This is a genomic window from Microcystis sp. M165S2 (assembly GCF_020245885.1).
GTDB lineage: Bacteria > Cyanobacteriota > Cyanobacteriia > Cyanobacteriales > Microcystaceae > Microcystis.
The window spans coordinates 1-18,977 of record NZ_JADBTZ010000195.1; the positions used below are offsets into that span (position 1 = coordinate 1).

The window sequence follows — 18,977 nt, forward strand, 5'->3', positions numbered from 1 at the left end:
CAGATAGCGAAAAACGCTTAATTGCTTAAGTCTGACACTTTCGACCCGTCCATTTTGAGTGTCCGAATGCCCTCCGGCCACTTTGAACAAGTCAAAAAAATCTCATGTTCAACCTTATTTCCTAGAAAGTTTTACTCGTTGAAGGCCGAATTTGAAGTCTTTTCTGAACGAAACCCCCTACTATCTGTGGTCAAGGTTCAGTTTTTAGCTTGGTTATCGCTTCTTCCATTTTAGCTTAAAGCCGTCCTCAAAGGACGGGGTTTTAACCCAAATTTTCGATAAGTAGCTAGACACAATTAATTACATATATCTAGGGGTTGCTGAATAAATCTAAAAACCTTGTTGGGTAAGACTTTTAGGCTTTTTTGAAATCAAAAAGTGCCAGCCATTGGAGTGATCAGGGGGAAAATTAAGGTACTTTTTCCCTGAAAATTAGGTAATTGACCCCCTGAAAATGGGTAAAACCCTACACCCCACACCCCACACCCCACACCCTGTCCCCACGAAAAACTTTTTGCCGCAAACCCTAATTATGACGATTGCCATCATAATGAATTCTCGCCCCGGCCCATTGCAATTTTTCCTGTAGAGTCTGATAAAAAGAATAGCTTTCCCGCAGGATAATAAATTGGGCGAATTTTTCAGCTTTGGTAACTCCCACCCATTGCCCAGGCCAAATGGAAGTGGCTAAAGCACCATCCATCCAGAGTTTAGTGTTTAATTCGTAGTCTCCCAGAGGCCAAATACTGACCAGAGATGCCGGGGGAATGACAATCGGCCGACTGGAAAGACTCAAGGGACAAATCGGGGTGACAGCGATCGCTTCCATGCCGGGGTGTATAATCGGGCCATTAGCGGAAGCGGTGTAACAGGTGGACCCCGTGGGAGTAGCCACTAATAAACCATCTCCTTGGTACTGATCTACTACTTCCCCGTCCACTTCGATTTCGAGGATCGAGGTGGGCATCCTATCGATACTAGCGGGTTTCACACACATCTCATTCAGGGCATAAAATGCCTCGCTCACTGCCTGCGGGTTTCTTTTATCCCCTTCATAGATTCTGGCAGTTAACATCATCCGTTGTTGTACCGCGTAGTGATCGGATTGTAAACGCTCCCAGACCGTCTCCGTATCTTGGAAAATCTCAAAAGGTTCCGTTAAAAATCCCAGATGGCCGCCGACATTCACCGCTAAAATTGGAATGTCTTCCTGAGCTAAATAGCGAGCGGCGGCTAAAATGGTTCCATCTCCCCCCAAAACGATGGCGAGGTCGATTTTTTCCGATGCTGAGGCTAAAAATACTGGATAGGGATTATCTTTAAAGCCACTGGGTCCCATTAAAACTTTACACTGACGGGCTTCTAACTGTTTAGCGCATTTTTCCGCCCATGCTTTACTTTGGGGATGGTTGGCCTTGTGGGCAATGATTACTTGTTTTAACTGCACGGAGTTGAGACCTTGTTCGGAGGTTCTATACTTTTAACAATACCAAGACCGGGCAGATCGGGTGAAAAGTAAAAAGTAAAAAGTGGGTTGGGAGATGGGGAAGTGGGGAAGTGGGGAAGCTGTCTCATCACCCTATCACCCCAAAACCCTATCACCCTATCACCCTATCTCCTCTTGCCTCTTGCCTCATCTCAACTGGCAATTTAAATACTTAACAGCTTATAATTGTATTAAGATGTGTAACAATTCTCTGGCAAACTCTTGACAAAGGATAACAAATCTGCTCTCCCAAAAAACAGGAAAGGTTTTATTTCTATGACATTAATTCAAACCGCCCAATTATCGCTGGAAACCTCGGCTTTAGCCTTTTTTAAGCAGACAGAAGGACGCTGGCAATCCCAGAGACGTTATTACACCCTCACCCAAGAAACGGAACCCCAAGAAGTTATCAGCGCCATCGAGATTAAATATTTACCCCAAGGCAGCGAACCATTAATTCAACTTGCCCGTTTACATAATCTGGAAGATACAACTTTATTAGGTGGTACGGAAGTCACTTGGCAAAGTAATTATCTCCGTCCCCAGAGTAAAAAACCCTCCAACGGTTCGACTATATTCGGTATTTTAGATAATATTCTCTATCGCGATCGGGGATTTGCGACGGATAAACCCGTTAGCGCTATTTATACCTTTCCTAACCCCTCTACTCTCTGTCTGAGAACAGAATACGCCGGTTCTGTCTTTGAAGAAGAAATTAAACTCATCGGTCAACAATATCGTACTCGACAAACGATTATCTCTCGCGCCGGTCAAGAATTGATGATCGGTCAATATCTAGAAAAACGGGTCAATTAGTCAAAAAATCGGCGGCTATTCCCATAATTTTGACTTCTATCCTAGTAAGAGGGCTGAAATCAAGTCAGCCCTCTTACTAACTCCCCTTTAAACTGGGGTTAGATTTTCTTGATTCTGACTAGCGAGAAACTTCTCTAATTCCGTAATCGCATCGGCATCGACCTTAGTTTGCATAGGACAGAATTTCGGTCCACACATCGAACAAAACTCCGCAGTCTTATAGATATCTGCGGGTAAAGTCTCATCGTGGTATTCCTTAGCGCGATCGGGATCCAAGGATAACTGAAATTGACGATTCCAATCGAAATTATAACGAGCAATTGAGAGTTCATCGTCACGATCGCGCGCTCCGGGACGATGACGGGCGATATCTGCCGCATGAGCCGCTATTTTGTAGGCAATTAAGCCATTTCGCACATCTTCAGCGTTGGGTAAACCGAGATGTTCTTTCGGGGTGACATAACATAACATCGCCGTCCCGTACCAACCCGCCAGAGCCGCCCCGATCGCCGAAGTGATATGATCGTACCCTGGAGCAATATCGGTGACAAGAGGACCAAGAACATAGAAAGGTGCTTCGCTACACTCCTCCATTTGTTTTTTCACATTAAATTCAATTTGATCCATGGGAACATGGCCAGGTCCTTCCACCATCACCTGTACATCGTGTTCCCAAGCGCGGCGCGTCAGTTGGCCGAGGGTTTTCAATTCCGCTAATTGGGCTGCATCGGAAGCATCGTGGGTACAACCGGGACGCAGGGAGTCACCGAGACTAAAAGAAACGTCATAACGCTTGAAAATCTCGATAATTTCGTCGAAATGGGTGTAGAGAGGATTTTGCTTGTGGTGGTGTAGCATCCACTTAGCAATAATACCACCACCCCGGGAGACAATCCCGGTCAGACGAGTTTTGACTAAAGGCAGGTGTTCGATGAGGATTCCCGCATGAATCGTCATGTAATCCACCCCTTGCCCGGCGTGTTTTTCGATAATATGGAGGAAATCTTCGGGGGTGAGTTTTTCAATATTGCCGTGAACGCTTTCCACCGCTTGATAGATGGGTACAGTACCGATGGGGACAGGAGAAGCATTGATAATCGCGGTGCGAATTTCGTCCAAATTACCGCCACCGGTGGAAAGATCCATCACCGTATCCGCGCCGTATTTGACCGCTAGGTGTAATTTTTCCAGTTCTTCGTTAATATTCGAGGAGTTAGGGGAAGCCCCGATATTAGCATTAACTTTACACTTAGAAGCAATACCGATCGCCATAGGTTCGAGATTGAGGTGATTGATATTAGCCGGAATAATCAGTCTTCCTCGGGCGATTTCGCTGCGAATCAATTCGGGAGAGAGATTTTCCCGTTTTGCCACATAAGCCATCTCTTCGGTAATTATCCCCTGACGGGCGTAGTGCATTTGCGATACATTTGCTTGTCCGCGCCGGGGGGCAACCCATTCTTGTCTCATAATTTTATTTCCTCTGTAAACAGCTTCCCTACGCTGGAATTACCCAGTCTCAGGTTCTAAGGGTCTTTCTCAGCCTGATTGCCTCAGACACCCCTAGCTATGACGGCAATTGTATCACTGTTGAGGACTCGGCAGATAAAGCTTAAGATTGTTGTTTGATTAGGCAGTTAAGCTAAAACGCACTTAGACCACCTAAAATAGAAATAGTAATTTTAGAAAAATCGGTGGTGATTCATACTAAATCCGGTTATTAAAAACTGATTATTTATTCCCCCTTCTGCCTCTTGCCTGTTGCATGAGTGCCTGTCCTGATATGTAGCCTATACTCAACGGATTTGGTATCAGAAGTAGTTCTGGATAAGCAATAGCATATTGTCGAGCAAATAATGGTAAACTTTTCCATAATTTTTTACCCGATTTATGGCTTCTATTTTTTAGATAAAAACCAATAATTTTTCTGGTACTTGTATCAATAGCCAACCAAATATATAGCTTGATTTTTTGAGAAAATATCAAGAACCACATCTTATACTAAATCCTGTTTAAAAGCTATAGGGGAGAAACAATCCATAGCTACGGATTTAGTAAGTAGTCGGACATAAATTCTGTCGTCTGTCTTAAGAAATGTAATTCTGGCAATTCTTGCTGACTCCTGACTCCCACAGTTAACTTTACTGGCTCTTCGGTTTGTGTTATGCAATGGACGAGGTTTATAAGCGATGTAACCCTTATATAGAAAGGCATTTAGCGATTTTTGTCAATTATTTTCGATCTAGAGCGAACTAATCAATTAAGTCTCTTGCCAGATAAAGATTTTGTCGATTTATGCCCCCCTATCGAACCATACCAAGTAACGAAGAGCCACTTTACTTTTGTCCGACCACTTAACTGATAAGTAGCTGGACACAATTAATTACACATATATAACTACCTTTTGCCTCTTGCCTCTTGCATGAGTGCCTATCCTAACCAAGAAGTTAATTTTGTCCTATTACTTATCACTACCCCTCTCCCAGGCCTTCCATAAGAAAAATCCAGCTAAATTATCTCTAGCCGGACAGGGTAGTAAATTTTCAGCAGTGGGAAAACACTTCTAGGCTATGTGAGCAACTCACCATTAGTTACCGATTAAAATCAGAGCAATCAGTGATTCAACTCACAACCAATTCTAGGCTTCCACTAAACGAAAAGCCGCACCCAAACCGACAGCGATCTCATCGGGAGAAATTTTCCCATCATGGTTAATATCGATCGCATCGAATACCGCATCGGTTCCCGCCCATTCTTCCCGGGTGATGAAACCATCCCCATCATGATCATAAACTCGAAAAATATCTTCGGCGGCGTGTTCTAGGGTTGACTGACCTTCCAACTGGGTTAAACGTTGAATCAGCAATTGTTCCAATAACTCTAAAGCTTTGGTAAAACCTTGAATACCTTCCGCTAGTTTTTCGGAAGCCATGGCATCTTCGGCGTGCATTTTCTCAAAATTCGCTTTATCCATGGGAATTTTGACAATATCAAGGGTTGTAGCCAGTGCTGGATCGAGCTTACGGGGTAAATCGGCTTCTGTCTCTTGCAATTGTTCCAGAAGTTTCGGGGAAATGGTTAAAAGATCACAGCCGGCTAACTCGCGAATTTCACTGATATTGCGGAAACTTGCCCCCATAACTTCGGTTTTATAACCAAACTTTTTATAGTAGTTATAGATCTGGGTGACGGATTGGACTCCGGGATCTTCAGCACCAACGTAGTCTTTACCAGTTTCTTTTTTATACCAATCGAGAATCCGACCGACAAAGGGAGAAATTAAGGTTACTCCCGCCTCCGCACAGGCGATCGCCTGATGAAAACCGAATAATAGGGTTAAATTACAGTGAATTCCCTCTTTTTCGAGGACTTCTGCGGCTTTAATCCCTTCCCAAGTCGAGGCAATTTTAATTAAGACTCTTTCTCTAGAGATACCCGCTTTTTCATACTGGGAAATGAGATAACGGGCCTTGTCGATGGTAGCTTGGGTATCGTAGGAAAGACGAGCATCCACTTCGGTGGAGACGCGGCCGGGGACAATTTGCAGGATTTGTAGGCCAAAACCGATGGCTAGGCGATCAAAAGCTAATTTGGCCACATCTTCCGGGGTGGCCTGCTCTCCTAATTCTTTTCTGGCCGCTTGCAGGGTTTGATCGACAATCGGCTGATATTGGGGCATTTGGGCCGCGGCCGTAATCAGGGAGGGGTTAGTGGTGGTATCTTGGGGGGTAAAAGCTTCGATCGCTTGGATATCGCCGGTATCGGCAACAACCACTGTAAATTGGCGTAATTGTTCTAGTAGGGTTTTAGCCATGACTTCTCCAGATGCGTGTTAACACGAGACTTCATCCACATCTTAGCCATTCGATCGAGAGGAAGGGGAAAATTCCCGATTGATTTAATTCCCAAGCACAGCTCCGGCCAAAGTAAGGACGAGCCGGGGAATCTTTTGGCCACTCCTTGCCTAAAGTCCTCTATTTGTGATAGTATTAGTGATTGTGTCGATTTAATAAAACGGAGTTTATGCCCAAGCTAAAAACGCGAAAGGCGGCGGCCAAACGATTCGAGGCCACGGGAAGCGGCAAAAAAATCAAACGTCGCAAAGCCTTCAAAAATCACCTACTCGATCATAAAAGTGCCGAACGCAAGCGCCGTCGTTTGTCCCAGATTACCCTGGTACACGAGCGCGACGAGAAGGAAGTGCGCTTAATGTTGCCCTATTTGTAAATTTTCCAGAAAAATCGTCTAAAGGATTATCATGTCTAGAGTAAAACGGGGGAATGTCGCCCGCAAGCGACGCAAAAAAGTTCTCAAATTAGCCAAAGGTTTTCGCGGTTCTCACTCCCGCTTATTCCGTACCGCTAACCAACAGGTAATGAAGGCCTTGCGGAATGCCTATAGAGACCGTCGCAAACGTAAACGCGATTTTCGTCGTCTTTGGATTACCCGCATTAACGCGGCTGCCCGTCAACAGGGCATCAGTTACAGCCAACTGACCGGACAATTAAAGAAAGCTAATATCCTCCTGAATCGGAAAATGTTAGCCCAATTAGCCGTCCTCGATCCCGTCGCTTTTGCTAAAGTGGTAGAAACAGCCAAAGGATAATTTAGCCCCAAGCATGACGGAAACTTGGCAAACGATTCAATTCCCCAGTTCAGAAAGTGCGATCGCTTTAGCTGGTCATCAAGAAGCTAACCTCAAATTGATAGCCAGGCAAACTGGGGCGAATTTAGTCCTCAGAGGGATGGAATTGCGGATTGCGGGGCAACCGACCCCCGTGGAGCGTGCCACAGCGATTGTACGCTCCTTAAGTATTTTATGGCAAGAGGCCAAGTTAATCGCCGAAGCCGATATTATGACCGCTATCCATGCCCTCGATACGGGGCGTTCTAGCGAGTATAAAGAACTACAGCAGGATATTCTCGCTCGTACCCGTCGCGGGGAGCTAATTCGGGCGAAAACCTTCCGTCAGCGTCAATATATCCAAGCGATTCAAAGTCACGATATCACCTTTTGTATTGGACCTGCTGGCACGGGTAAAACCTTTTTAGCCGCCGTTTTAGCCGTACAAGCTTTATTAGAAGATAAAGTAGAACGGATTATCCTCACCCGGCCGGCCGTGGAAGCGGGGGAAAAACTAGGCTTTCTCCCGGGGGATTTACAGCAAAAAGTCGATCCTTTTTTGCGTCCCCTCTACGATGCTTTATACGAATTTATCGAAGCGGCCAAAATTCCCGACCTGATGGAACGGGGTAAAATCGAAATCGCTCCCTTAGCTTATATGCGGGGACGAACCCTAGCTAATGCTTTTGTTATTGTTGATGAGGCCCAAAATACCACCCCAGCACAGTTAAAAATGGTCTTAACTCGCTTGGGATTCGGTTCGCGCATGGTAGTAACTGGAGATGTCACCCAGACCGATTTACCGCAACAACAAGAATCAGGGTTAATTGCCGCTCAAAAAATCCTAAAATCAGTAGAAGGGATCGCTTTTTGTTACCTATCGCGGGCCGATGTGGTGCGTCATCCCTTAGTACAAAAAATCGTCTCAGCCTACGAACAGCACGAAAAATAACAGATTGTTGAGATAGTCGCTCTTGTACTCTTGCGAGAGGGTTAGCAAGATGTCTAATTAATTTTGCTTCGGCATTTAGTAATTAGTGATTCCGTTAAGCTGTACTGTATTTAAACTATCTACTGGGGATTTTAGTACAAATGCTCAAAACCCCTCTCCCTGCTCCCCTCTCATAGACAGTCTTAACAAGTAATTTAGATACACCAACAGCTGCTCAGTTATTAGTATTCTCCCCCATCATTTTTTTTCTGGTCTAAAAGATGATTATAGATCACACTTTTGAGAGATTGCCAAAAGGGAACTAATAAAATACTCAGAAGTAAGAAAATAGTAGTCAGACCATAGGAAAACATCGCCATTTGTTGGAAAAAAAGAGGATTTTCCGTGAGCGTTTCCCAGTCCTCCACCGATTCAAAGCTACTATAAAAAGAAGAAAAATTGAACCAAAAGGGAATTGAAGCCAAAGCCCCTGACAGAAGATAAACTGGAATAATTAATAAACTGGCAATAAATATCACTCCCACAATTCTCCAAGCCGAGTTTTTAGTTAAATGCCAACCTCTCTTGATTGCTTGCCAACTGCCTAAATTATCTTCAATTACTAAGGGCAATTCTGCAATGCAAATGCGAGCAGATAACCAAAGGAAGAAAAAAGGAAGACAGAAAAAAGCTGGTAAAATAAGCAATACACCAAGGATGGGGATAAAACTTACTAGCGCCAGAGACAGCGTTATCGCCAACATTATTGCCGCTCCCAACAAACCGATCAAAACTTGCATCCACCACAAGCGCCACATTTTCGGCTTAACTTTTTTTTCTGCTTGTCCAGAAGTTTCCGGCTGATAAGTGATGTCTTGAAAAGCTAATCGCGAGATAACCGCATTATTGAAAAGAGACTTAGCGGCCGAGAAAATTTGTATCGGGAAAAGAAGTAAACGTAAACCGATATCGCTGCCTTGTTCGGGGGTAATTGTTTGATAAAGTAATTGACTGAGAATTAATTGCAAAATTAAGGGGAGAAGCGACCACAAGCCGGCGCGGACAGCAAAGAATACATAAGTTTGGAAGCGATCACGATAAAGACGGAAGGCAGTATTAATCGTATTGCCAATAGTCAAAGGAGCGATGGAATTGTTAGTCACTGCGGGACTCCTTACAGAATGCCACCACCATATTAGGTTAAGTAACTAATAACAGCTAAAAACTTCCAATTTAATCAATATTTCCAGCTAAGATAACAATTTTGCTAAAGTGGTAGAATTTGGCCAACGATTTAATTCTCCAGTTGGGAAATTGCGATCGCATTGATGGTCTTAACTCGCTTGGGATTCGGTTCGCGCATGGTAGTAACCGGAGATGTCACCCAAACCGATTTACCGCAATCACAAGAATCGGGGTTAATTGCCGCTCAAAAAATCCTAAAATCAGTAGAAGGGATCGCTTTTTGTTACCTATCGCGGGCCGATGTGGTGCGTCATCCCTTAGTACAAAAAATCGTCTCAGCCTAGGAAAAGCACGAAAAATAACAGATTATGGATATTAAACATGGTTTCGTCGATGCGGTGGGTAATACTCCCCTAATTCGTCTCAATAGTTTTAGCGAGGAAACTGGCTGCGAGATTCTCGGTAAGGCCGAATTTCTTAACCCCGGTGGTTCGGTCAAGGATCGCGCCGCTTTATATATTATCCAAGAAGCGGAAAAAGCCGGTACTCTCCAACCGGGGGGAACCGTTGTCGAAGGAACTGCCGGCAATACTGGCATCGGTTTGGCCCATATCTGCAATGCTAAAGGTTATAAATGCCTGATTATCATTCCCGATACCCAATCCCAAGAGAAAATCGACCTCTTAAGAACCCTTGGCGCGGAAGTGCGGACTGTTCCCGCCGTTCCCTACCGAGATGCCAATAATTACGTTAAATTATCGGGGAGATTGGCCAGTGAGATGGAAAATGCTATCTGGGCCAATCAATTCGATAATCTGGCTAATCGTCGCGCTCACTACGAAACCACCGGCCGGGAAATCTGGGAACAAACGGACGGTAAAATTGATGCTTGGGTGGCTGCCACGGGAACTGGAGGAACCTACGCGGGGGTGGCGATGTTTTTAAAAGACCAAAATCCGCAGGTGCGTTGCCTGGTGGCGGATCCGATGGGTAGCGGTTTATATAGTTATGTGAAAACCGGGACAATTACCCTGGAAGGTAGTTCAATTACTGAAGGGATTGGTAATAGTCGTATTACGGCTAATATGGAAGGCGCACCTATAGATGATGCCATTCAAATTGATGATTCCACTGCCATCAAAGTTGTTTATCAACTATTACAAAAAGATGGTTTATTTATGGGGGGTTCTGTGGGTATTAATGTCGGTGCTGCCGTGGCTTTGGCTAAACAAATGGGGCCAGGCCACACCATCGTTACTGTTCTTTGTGATGGTGGGTCTCGTTATCAATCTCGTTTATATAATCCTCAATGGTTGGCTGAGAAAGGATTGGCTTAAATTCTTGTTAGGGTTAAGTCAGCTAGATTAAGGCGATGAAACCAGAATTTTACAGGAAAATCAGGAATTATCGGCTCGGAGATTAGTTGAGATAATGGTAGGGGTAGGGCAACAATTAGAGAAGGCAGCAGGGGAAAATGAGGCGCAATGTTTGGCAAACACTTGAGACAAGATAGACAATAATACTGATAACTATCATTATTAGGAGAATCATCAGATGTCAGTTACTATAGAACAGGACCTCAAAGAAATTTTAGGTTCAATTAATCAGAAGTTAGATAATCTGCAAAAAGATGTTATGGATATTAAAATAGTACAGGCGAGATTAGAGTAAAAAGTCGATAGTTTAGAAAAAGATATTGAAGGAGTAAAAGAAGATACAAAAGAATTAAAAGGCTCTCAGAAAGCCCAGATTTGGACGTTAATCGGCATCTTGGGAACAGCTTTACTAGGAACAGTCATTCGCTATATTATTCTCCCTTTTTCTCAATCATAATTAGGAGCTGCTGAAAAAGTTTTTCGGTGGTGGCAGGGTGTGGGGTGTGAGGGGTGTGAGCTAAAATAGGTTAGTTGCGGTGCGTTACATTAACATTAACGCACCCTACGAGATCGGCAATCGCACTTGATTGGGTTTTAGTTGAATATTCATGATGACACTAAATTACATTTGTTCTTGAAAAAGATTTTGAAATGGCTCCGTATTTTTCCAACGATAGGTATTGAAATCTCGATAATCAACGGAAAGAATTTTACCTGAATCTAATTCTTCTGCCAAAATAACTAAGGATGCGTCGGCTAAATCCATTGGCAAATCTCTATATTTTTGCATCAGTTCTTCAAGGCGTTGGCAGTGTTTAGTTTTGAGGTTGAATACCTGTAGTTCTCCTGTGGATATTTTATGAATAAAGGTTTTTGGAACATTTATTCCTACTCGTTTTTGTAGTAAGTAGCAAGTTTCAGTGACAACGCACCAGGTTGTAATAAATTGTTGATTGATTAATTTTTGAAATTGTTTTTTTGCTAATGGGTGAAGTGAGTCGTTTTTATTGGCAAGGGCCAGCCAGAAACCAGTATCAACAATGATCATATTTTTGATTAAGTTCACTTGTTAAATAGGTTTTATAGTTTTGCGAAAGGTCTGGTTCAGCTTCTATACAACCGATAAAGTCAGACCAATCTTGTGTTCCCTGCTCTTTAATTTCCTGTTGGTTGGGAGAATATCGTTTTTTTAGAATATCTACAAGTTCAATAATAGTCTGTTGTGCGTCGAGGGGAAGGGACGCAATATCTTTTTGAATTGTTTCTAGGTTTACCATTGTCATTATCTTTTTATAGTTTATTCTATCAATTTTAAAATAAAATACGGGAGATTCACTATTGGTTTGCTTGTTATCTCGTTATCCCGTTCCCAGGTTCTACCTGGGAATGCTCCCTTCAGGTTCTACCTGAATATCGCTTTAAGGCAGAGCCTTATATATTGTATTCCAAGTTGGCGCTAAAGCACAACTACGAACCTTAACTCAAACTACAGATTACTACCCCAATTTTCTCAAAAAAAAATCGACCCGCCTAGCGGCGGGAAAGAAAAAAAAAAGAAAAAAGTAAAAAAGAGGAAAAAGGGGAAAAAGAGAATAAGGGTTACAGAGTCCTCCCAGCACCGCACACCACCCGAAAACTGACGTTGCTGAAGTCGTCGCGGCGGTTGAAGCCGCCACGGAAAGCGGAACGGCAGTGATCCGGATTGTGGTACCAAGAACCGCCCCGCCCTATTGGATAATCATTATCATTATCAAGCCACGCCGAGCCATCATCCGGCGCTCCAATATAGTTCCCGTGCCAATTGTCTTCGCACCACTCCCAAACATTGCCACTCATGTCATACAGTCCCCAACCATTGGGCTTTTTCTGTCCTACGGGATGAGTTTTACCACCAGAATTTCCGTCATACCAAGCGTAATCTCCTAACTGATTAGCATCATCACCAAAATAATAGCGAGTAGTTGTTCCGGCACGACAAGCATATTCCCATTCCGCTTCTGTGGGTAGGCGATAGGTTTTCCCTGTTATTTGACTCAATTTCTGACAAAAAGCTTTAGCATCGTTCCAACTAACGCATTCTACTGGATTTTGGGGATTATTTTTAAAGTGAGAGGGATTGTTTCCCATTACTGCTTGATATTGTGCCTGAGTCACTGGATATTTCCCAATCGCAAAACTGTTGACTTTAACTTGGTGTGGAGGCTTTTCATCATCACTTTCAGAAGAACCCATGAGAAATTTACCTGCTGGTAAGCTTACCATCTCTAGTCTTATCCCATTGGCTAGTTTTTCGGTAAAAGGAGGAGGTAAAGGACGAGGAGAAGGAGGAGGTGAAGGAGGAGTAGGAGTAGGATTCTGACGAGACAACCAAACAAAAAAAGAATTAATAGCCGGGACCAAAATATTACTACCGTGACTAGCGACCAACGCTGCTGCAAATAAGCCAAATAACGCCACATTTCTTAAGACTTTACGGCGCGACCATCTTTGAGGAGGTATAGGTGAAGGAGATGATTTAATCGATACTGGGGGAGGTGGTGGCGAAGAGGGTGATGGTGGCGCTACTTTAGGTGACGGTGTAGGTGTCACAGTAGCAATACTTTTACCCGGAAAAATATCAGAATTTAAATCACTAGCTCGCTCACACCAATAACACTTTCCGTAACTTTTGCTGTAGTAATGATTATCAATCTTCCCACAGCGTATAACCTCATTTAATGCAGCTTCCAAAGTACCGCACCATTCCTCAGCCGTCGGTCGTTTTTGGGGGAATTTATGTCCCTCATTGAAACAGCGCAAAAATAGGGCGTGTAAGTCGCGATGTAGGATATTTAATGGTATGGTAGTATCACTAGGTACAACCAATTTATCCCCAGAAAAAGGCCAGAGTCCTCGGAGAATTAATTGTGATTGTTCCGGCTGCTCTCCCGCTCCTTGCCACACTCCCCGAAACGGCGGACCACCGAATAGTAGATAATAAATAACAACTCCTAATCGAAAGCGATCATGCACTTCTGTTTGATCTACCTCTGCTATATTCACTCTGATTAATTCCGCTGGGGTAAATCCTTCTGAGCCAACTAAACACCGATATATTTTACCGCTATGGGGGTCTGATACTTGAAATGAATCTGTGTCAATAATTGTAGGCAACCCCCGATTATTCACTAAGATATTTGCTAGCTTTATGTCTCCCAAAACATAACCTTTAAGGTGAATTGCTTGGATAATAGCGGCTATATTCCGCGCTACTACATGAAGAAAATACCAATTAGTTTCTAACTTGTATTTTCTTCTCATTATGGGCGTACAAATCTTTAATAATGTTTCTGAACCCACCACTTCTGGCATTAAAAACCCGACAACTTCTCCCTGGTTATCTTCTAAGATGGAATAGGGCCAAGCGAAGGAAATATGGTTAAGGTGAGCATTAGGATCACTGGGCCGATTTCTCACCATTAATTGTAATTTATTTATCCGTTCATTATGGGGATTGTGGTAGATTTTCGCTAAGTACCCATTAAAGTTAGTGTGCCATACTTTCGCCTCGCCACTGTTGGCAAGTTCTTGCGTTAGGGTAATTGGGCTATTCTGTCGTTGACAGCGATAAGTTAAAGACATCAAAAAATCTCCGAGTATTTATGCTGTTCAGAAAAATTTATCTAGTCGTTTCTAATAAGTTAGATATAAGTAGCTGGTTATAATTAAATTGAAGATAGATTTTGGGTTCGATCCCCCCTGCCCCCCTTGATAAGGGGGGTGTCTGACAACTTTTAACACCTACCTACTTATTATAAGTGTGAGAATCTTGCTCACTTACTAATAATATTAGTATCAATTAAATACTGGTTTGGCTGTGTCATCTTGAATGCGATCGAAGTCTGAATCGTTGCCAACGTTGGGAATCTGGCATAGCACCTCTGCCAAGGATTTTCGTTGCGGTTGCAGCAAGGCTTTTTCTAAGATTTTGCGGTGTTCGGCTTCGGCACTGATACCCTGTTGGCTGGCTCGCTTTTTGAGAGCTTTGACGATGGCTTCATCGATATTGCGGACGATTAAATCTGCCATAGACGACCTCCGTTTTATACAGATTACTCGAATTAACTTTAGCCCAATTTTCGCCAGAGTTGAGTGCTGAAGCGCAACAACAAACCTTGTAATCAAATCAGGTTCGTTGTTTTTTGCTGCTGCTGTTCCATCACTTCCCGCAAGATGTAGTTAATTTGTGTCTCATATCCTTTTCCTTGGGCTTTTAACCATTCTAATATATCTTGATCTAGTTGGATGGTTAATTGCTGCTTTGATGGCGAAAAAGATACTGTTTCTTGGGTAAGGAATTCATCACTTAACGGCGGAATATCAGAATAATCGATATTCTCATCCGTCATCGCATCAATTCTCTTCAAGTCGCTTTTGATAGATTTTCTGCTCACGATTGTTTGCCTTTCTCATTGAGATTATACGAGTTTTATTAGAGCGAGGGGTATTGCTTCTTTAAGTACCCGCTCTCTGATTCTATCTTTAAGTCCCTGTTCGGTAACAATATCAACTTTGCAGCCTAACAAGGCTTCAAGTTCTCGAATTAACGGCAAGGGAAACCAGGGACTCCGACGTTCGCTACAATAATCAATTAATAAATCAATATCGCTTTTTTCGTCAGCTTCTCCCCGTGCAATAGAACCAAAAATTCGCACATTATTTGCGCCGTGTTTAGCCGCAATAGCAATAATTTTTTCTCGTTTGTTTTTGAGTAATTCGTCAATTTTCATGATCTACTTAGTCCACAGTCTTATCGTAGGTTGGGTTGAACCAGATCCAGAAACCGGGTTTCTTAAACAAACCGGGTTTCTTAAACCCCTCGGTTTCTTAAACAAAAAGCTAGGAGTAAAGTCTTATCATCGGTTGTTAACTTATTTAAATCCTCCCGCTCTAAAAATTCTTTGAGGTCTTCCTTCGACGGAGTTTCTGTCTGTTGCAAATACTCTTCTAATGGCTGAAAAAAAGGCGGAAAAGGCTGCCAATTTTTATAATCGATAGATACCTTTTCCACTCCATCCGTCGCCACACAAATAAACGCAACTGGCTCAGTTAAAACTCCTATTTGCATATCCTCCAAAGCATTGCTAGAAGTAACAAAAGTGGTTTCATTGATGTATTCTCCCTTGTCAGGCTGGAACAATAACTGATAATTTCCTTCCACAGGTTTGAACACAATAAAACCGTCTCCTATCTGCATCGCCGCTAATCGTTTTGAAGTAACCAAAACAACCAGTAAAGTTGTCGCTAGATCATTAATGTCTAACTGTTCTTTTTCGGCTTCTTCTTGGAGAATTTGCTGAACATAAGGCAACAGTCGCCGGAATATTTCCTTTAATTCGGCTTCAGTTTCAGTGGCAGCTAATGCTGTTTTTTTGAGATTTTCCTCTAAAAATTGCAGCGCTGCTTTAACTGTTATTTTCGCCCCTAAATCCGAATATTTGGCACTACCGGCCCCATCGGCCACGGCTCCAATCAAAACATCCTGACACAATAATTTATAAGCACCGTAATCTTGACAGGGTAATCCCGCTTGGATATGAAAACTACCGACCACCGACTGACATAATGTTCTCCACATAATTAACTGTCCTCTAGGTGGTAATTTGTCCCCAATTCACTGGTGGTAACTCGATCGCCGCTCCAATTTTACCACTAGAAACTCGTTTCATTGAGTTACTTAACCACTGAAATAAGTCCCGAAAATCTAAACCATTGAGTAACACGGGGGGTTTATTAGAAATCTGTTTGAGCTTCTCCATATCAGCACCCTGAACACCTACAGAAATAAATAAAACCCGATTTTCTGCTTCGGCTTGTTTTACCCGTTGCGCTGCCAGATTCCATTGATCCGTGGGCGCACCATCAGTAATTAAAAATATCCAGGGGCGATAATATTGGATACCATGAGTTTTATAAATCGCTTTACGATCTTCGATTAAATCTAAGGCCAATTCAATCGCTTTTCCCATGGGGGTTAAGTCTCCTGCGGTTAAAGTAGGTGGCGTAAATTGATCAATTCCGACAAAATCCTGCACGGTTTTAACCCCTCCATTGCCAAAAGTAATAATGGCAGTTTCTACACTTAACGTCGCCTGGGTATCTCGCATCACATCCTGTTGAAAGGTTTTGATCCCATCATTGAGAGCCTTAATCGGTTCCCCTAGCATTGAACCAGAGGTATCTAGTAGTAGCACCACAGGACAGCGAGTTTCCTGGTTTTCGACAAATTCAGCCACACCAATCGGCATTTTTTTCAAGCCTCCTAAATTTTTGAACTGGGGGAACTATGGGTATCTTAGGAATTGGGATTATCTACTTTTTGTCCTATTATATTATCTCTGCCAGTCCCATCAGAAAAGGTATCTTTCCTTTAAGCTGAACGCAGGATTTGATTTTTGGCCATTAGTCGCAGGGTGGCTCTTCTCGACTTTGTGTGATAATTTTTGCTTATGGAATCGTGAAATGCTTATCGGGCAAGACTTTTAGGGCTATTTTGCGGATATTCTATCAGTATAGACCTCGTTTCCACACATAAACCAGAAGAGCCCGCAGGGTTTGATGCAATTCCTCGCGACTGTGAATTTCCTCCAGACGATGAACGGGAACACCTTGATCGAAGAGAATTAACGTAGGTAAACTACGCAGACGAAAACTATTAGCTAATTGAAAATTCTCATCGGCATTGACACTGACTAATTGAATTGCGCCTTGACACTCATTTTGCCAAGAACAGAGGGTGGGTTGGATTAAACGACATAAACCACACCAAGGAGCCCAAAAATGCACGATAACCGGACGGGAAGACTCTAAAACTAGCTTATGGAAGCTCTTTTCGTTTACAGATAGTATCATGTCTAAACAGATTTTATGAAAACTTGATTTTGATATGGCAACCATTCTACACCAATCGGGATCAATAAGAAAGGGGTTGGGAGCAAAATCACCAATAAATTTTACTTGTTGCCTGCATTAGCCAAGGATGCGCCCACCAGAGGAGTAAAATAAACCCTGTTACTCCTAGATAGGCAGGACGAAGGAATTCTTGCCATTTTAGGCTTTGCCGACCATCGATAATCGCTAAAAAGGGAATCACCGAGGTGCGTTCTTTGACCTTTAAAAATGCCTCTCCGTAACGGTTCTCTAACCGGCGATCGCCATGCCAGACAGCAAAAAGATGATGGGCAATTAAACCTAGGGAAGTCAATAGGGTAAAGCTTGTCCCTAACCAGAGGGTGTGAGCAATACACCAGATCACCTGTCCTACCATCTGGGGGTGACGGGTAACGCGCAGGATGCCGGTTTCGTAGAGATGAACCTGCGGTTTTTGGATAGCGGCGATCTCCAGCAGGTTAAAGGTGGCAGGATAGAGAAAGAAAAAAGAAATGGCCGAAAGTATCCAAACTAGGGTTTTTACTCCGGTTACTCCCTGTACTTGCCAGAGAAGCAAACCATCATAACGATGATTGAAGAAATAAACTACTAAAATTACCGCTAGAGGGATACTAACAAGGGCAAATAATACCCGATACAGTCGCGCACCGATGATAGCTTCTCCCCCCATTCGTAAACTGGCTAATCCGCTATGCGCGACGGCAAAACCCAGTAATAAACCTAACATAATCCAATGACTAGCGAATGCCACTTTTACCCTCTTGATTGACTAAATTTTTCTCCGAATTCTATTTTAAAGATTGATGGTTAATTTTTCGCCCCCTTTTTTTGTATTGCCAGTATCGGGGATTCGGGGCAAAATAAAACTATGCTTCCTCAAAGCCATTCCCAAGAATATACCCGGGGAACTATCTAATTTTGCAACTTTTTAGGTAGTATGCTAAGACGCATTTAAACCGCCTATACTTAGATTAGCCCCCCTTGCCCCTTGCAAGAGTGCCTCAACCCTCATCTCAACAAGCAATTTAAATACGCGAGCAGCTTATGTCTTATCCGCAAAAGCGATTTGTGATGGTCTGTCAGCATTCTTCCTGTTTGGTGCAGGGTGCGTCCGAGCTTCTTTTAGCATGGCAAACGGCAGCTCTCCCAGAAGATGTCATCGTTATGACCAGTGCTTGTCAAGGACAGTGTAGCACTAGCCCCACGGTGAGAATTATTCCCGAGGAAACTTGGTACTGTCGTGTTAAACCAGAGGATGTCAATCAGATTGTCGAAGAACATTTAAAAAACGGTCAACCGGTTGAGCGTTTACTCCATCCACGCATTCACGCTCAATGGCAGTAAACTTGATCATCAATTTTTAAGTGATGCTTCACAAGAGTCTTTTGCTCCTAGGTTAAACCCTTTGAGTGCCTGTGATTTCAGCTTAGTCTATTGTCTATGAGCGACTTAAAAATTCCCACATCCAAGAGAGAAATAATTGCAGCTAGAATTGTCCCCAAAAGTAGCTGTTATGTCATTGAAATAGTCTATGAAAGACGGTCGGAAACCACAGATAAACAACAGATAGCTGGGGTAGATTTAGGAGTTAATAACTTAATGGCTGTAACTACAAATCAAACAGGTGTA

Annotated in this window: 20 protein-coding genes, 3 pseudogenes and 1 riboswitch; of the genes and pseudogenes, 9 read left to right on the forward strand and 14 right to left on the reverse strand. The window is 43.0% G+C overall.

Annotated features, from left to right (window positions below; all coding sequences use genetic code 11):
* Nucleotides 1-526: 526 nt before the first annotated feature.
* Entirely contained in the window at nt 527-1,447 is a 921-nt protein-coding gene (locus IM479_RS10195) for an NAD(+) kinase (RefSeq protein WP_286825099.1), read from the reverse strand.
* 315 nt (nt 1,448-1,762) lie between these two features.
* Here IM479_RS10195 and IM479_RS10200 point away from each other — a divergent pair, with 315 nt between their 5' ends.
* A complete protein-coding gene (locus IM479_RS10200; protein ID WP_046660836.1) occupies nt 1,763-2,302 on the forward strand; it encodes a phycobiliprotein lyase in 540 nt (179 codons plus the stop codon).
* Nucleotides 2,303-2,389: 87 nt separating this feature from the next.
* Here the strand turns inward: IM479_RS10200 and thiC are convergent, their stop codons facing one another.
* Together thiC and IM479_RS10210 are read right to left on the reverse strand one after the other, a co-directional pair.
* Complete coding sequence (thiC, locus tag IM479_RS10205; RefSeq protein WP_286825098.1) at nt 2,390-3,772, reverse strand: phosphomethylpyrimidine synthase; 1,383 nt, start codon at nt 3,770-3,772, stop codon at nt 2,390-2,392.
* 8 nt (nt 3,773-3,780) lie between these two features.
* Nucleotides 3,781-3,877: riboswitch (TPP riboswitch) on the reverse strand.
* Between the two features lie 1,063 nt (nt 3,878-4,940).
* Nucleotides 4,941-6,116, reverse strand: coding sequence for a transaldolase (locus IM479_RS10210; protein ID WP_287684568.1), 1,176 nt, complete (start codon nt 6,114-6,116; stop codon nt 4,941-4,943).
* A gap of 209 nt (nt 6,117-6,325) precedes the next feature.
* Here IM479_RS10210 and rpmI point away from each other — a divergent pair, with 209 nt between their 5' ends.
* From rpmI to IM479_RS10225, 3 genes are read left to right on the forward strand one after another with little or no spacing between them, the layout of a single operon-like run.
* Nucleotides 6,326-6,529 carry a 50S ribosomal protein L35 gene (gene rpmI / locus IM479_RS10215; protein WP_002781071.1) on the forward strand — a complete coding sequence of 68 codons (204 nt, stop codon included), beginning with the start codon at nt 6,326-6,328 and terminating at the stop codon, nt 6,527-6,529.
* A 31-nt stretch (nt 6,530-6,560) separates the two neighbouring features.
* Nucleotides 6,561-6,908 (forward strand): 50S ribosomal protein L20, encoded by a 348-nt coding sequence (gene rplT / locus IM479_RS10220; protein WP_002739593.1) that lies wholly within the window; start codon nt 6,561-6,563, stop codon nt 6,906-6,908.
* 13 nt (nt 6,909-6,921) lie between these two features.
* Complete coding sequence (locus IM479_RS10225; RefSeq protein WP_002772048.1) at nt 6,922-7,878, forward strand: PhoH family protein; 957 nt, start codon at nt 6,922-6,924, stop codon at nt 7,876-7,878.
* Nucleotides 7,879-8,099: 221 nt separating this feature from the next.
* On the opposite strand, the gene IM479_RS10230 is transcribed toward IM479_RS10225, so the two are convergent.
* The gene (locus IM479_RS10230; protein WP_287684569.1) at nt 8,100-9,020 is read right to left on the reverse strand and encodes a hypothetical protein; all 921 of its coding nucleotides are present in this window, start codon (nt 9,018-9,020) and stop codon (nt 8,100-8,102) included.
* A 165-nt stretch (nt 9,021-9,185) separates the two neighbouring features.
* Here IM479_RS10230 and IM479_RS10235 point away from each other — a divergent pair.
* From IM479_RS10235 to IM479_RS10245, 3 genes and pseudogenes are all read left to right on the forward strand, one after another.
* Nucleotides 9,186-9,386: pseudogene (locus IM479_RS10235) on the forward strand (PhoH family protein); the annotation flags it as partial.
* A 24-nt stretch (nt 9,387-9,410) separates the two neighbouring features.
* Nucleotides 9,411-10,379, forward strand: coding sequence for a cysteine synthase A (locus tag IM479_RS10240; protein ID WP_287684571.1), 969 nt, complete (start codon nt 9,411-9,413; stop codon nt 10,377-10,379).
* A 217-nt stretch (nt 10,380-10,596) separates the two neighbouring features.
* Nucleotides 10,597-10,875: pseudogene (locus IM479_RS10245) on the forward strand (hemolysin XhlA family protein).
* Nucleotides 10,876-11,040: 165 nt separating this feature from the next.
* On the opposite strand, the gene IM479_RS10250 reads toward IM479_RS10245, so the two are convergent.
* The 10 genes from IM479_RS10250 to IM479_RS10295 form a co-directional block, all read right to left on the reverse strand.
* Nucleotides 11,041-11,466: a type II toxin-antitoxin system VapC family toxin gene (locus IM479_RS10250; protein ID WP_287673128.1), complete on the reverse strand. Its 426-nt coding sequence runs from the start codon at nt 11,464-11,466 to the stop codon at nt 11,041-11,043.
* Nucleotides 11,453-11,701: a hypothetical protein gene (locus IM479_RS10255; protein WP_287673129.1), complete on the reverse strand. Its 249-nt coding sequence runs from the start codon at nt 11,699-11,701 to the stop codon at nt 11,453-11,455. The genes IM479_RS10250 and IM479_RS10255 overlap by 14 nt, the downstream gene beginning before the upstream one ends.
* Before the next feature lie 316 nt (nt 11,702-12,017).
* Nucleotides 12,018-14,039, reverse strand: a complete 2,022-nt coding sequence (locus tag IM479_RS10260; RefSeq protein ID WP_287684572.1) for an SUMF1/EgtB/PvdO family nonheme iron enzyme — start codon at nt 14,037-14,039, stop codon at nt 12,018-12,020.
* A 213-nt stretch (nt 14,040-14,252) separates the two neighbouring features.
* Nucleotides 14,253-14,486: a FitA-like ribbon-helix-helix domain-containing protein gene (locus IM479_RS10265; protein ID WP_287676984.1), complete on the reverse strand. Its 234-nt coding sequence runs from the start codon at nt 14,484-14,486 to the stop codon at nt 14,253-14,255.
* Nucleotides 14,487-14,578: 92 nt separating this feature from the next.
* Nucleotides 14,579-14,806: a BrnA antitoxin family protein gene (locus IM479_RS10270; protein WP_287676981.1), complete on the reverse strand. Its 228-nt coding sequence runs from the start codon at nt 14,804-14,806 to the stop codon at nt 14,579-14,581.
* A gap of 69 nt (nt 14,807-14,875) precedes the next feature.
* Nucleotides 14,876-15,187: a nucleotidyltransferase family protein gene (locus IM479_RS10275; RefSeq protein WP_287676979.1), complete on the reverse strand. Its 312-nt coding sequence runs from the start codon at nt 15,185-15,187 to the stop codon at nt 14,876-14,878.
* Between the two features lie 80 nt (nt 15,188-15,267).
* Nucleotides 15,268-16,035: a PP2C family serine/threonine-protein phosphatase gene (locus tag IM479_RS10280; RefSeq protein WP_287684575.1), complete on the reverse strand. Its 768-nt coding sequence runs from the start codon at nt 16,033-16,035 to the stop codon at nt 15,268-15,270.
* Nucleotides 16,036-16,048: 13 nt separating this feature from the next.
* Nucleotides 16,049-16,705, reverse strand: a complete 657-nt coding sequence (locus IM479_RS10285) for a vWA domain-containing protein (RefSeq protein WP_287684576.1) — start codon at nt 16,703-16,705, stop codon at nt 16,049-16,051.
* 259 nt (nt 16,706-16,964) lie between these two features.
* A complete protein-coding gene (locus IM479_RS10290; RefSeq protein ID WP_287676972.1) occupies nt 16,965-17,309 on the reverse strand; it encodes a thioredoxin family protein in 345 nt (114 codons plus the stop codon).
* Nucleotides 17,310-17,397: 88 nt separating this feature from the next.
* Complete coding sequence (locus IM479_RS10295) at nt 17,398-18,099, reverse strand: NnrU family protein (RefSeq protein WP_286827144.1); 702 nt, start codon at nt 18,097-18,099, stop codon at nt 17,398-17,400.
* A 293-nt stretch (nt 18,100-18,392) separates the two neighbouring features.
* Here IM479_RS10295 and IM479_RS10300 point away from each other — a divergent pair, with 293 nt between their 5' ends.
* Both IM479_RS10300 and IM479_RS10305 read left to right on the forward strand, forming a co-directional pair.
* Nucleotides 18,393-18,692, forward strand: coding sequence for a (2Fe-2S) ferredoxin domain-containing protein (locus IM479_RS10300; RefSeq protein ID WP_287684577.1), 300 nt, complete (start codon nt 18,393-18,395; stop codon nt 18,690-18,692).
* A 96-nt stretch (nt 18,693-18,788) separates the two neighbouring features.
* A pseudogene (locus IM479_RS10305) lies at nt 18,789-18,977 on the forward strand (RNA-guided endonuclease TnpB family protein); the annotation flags it as partial.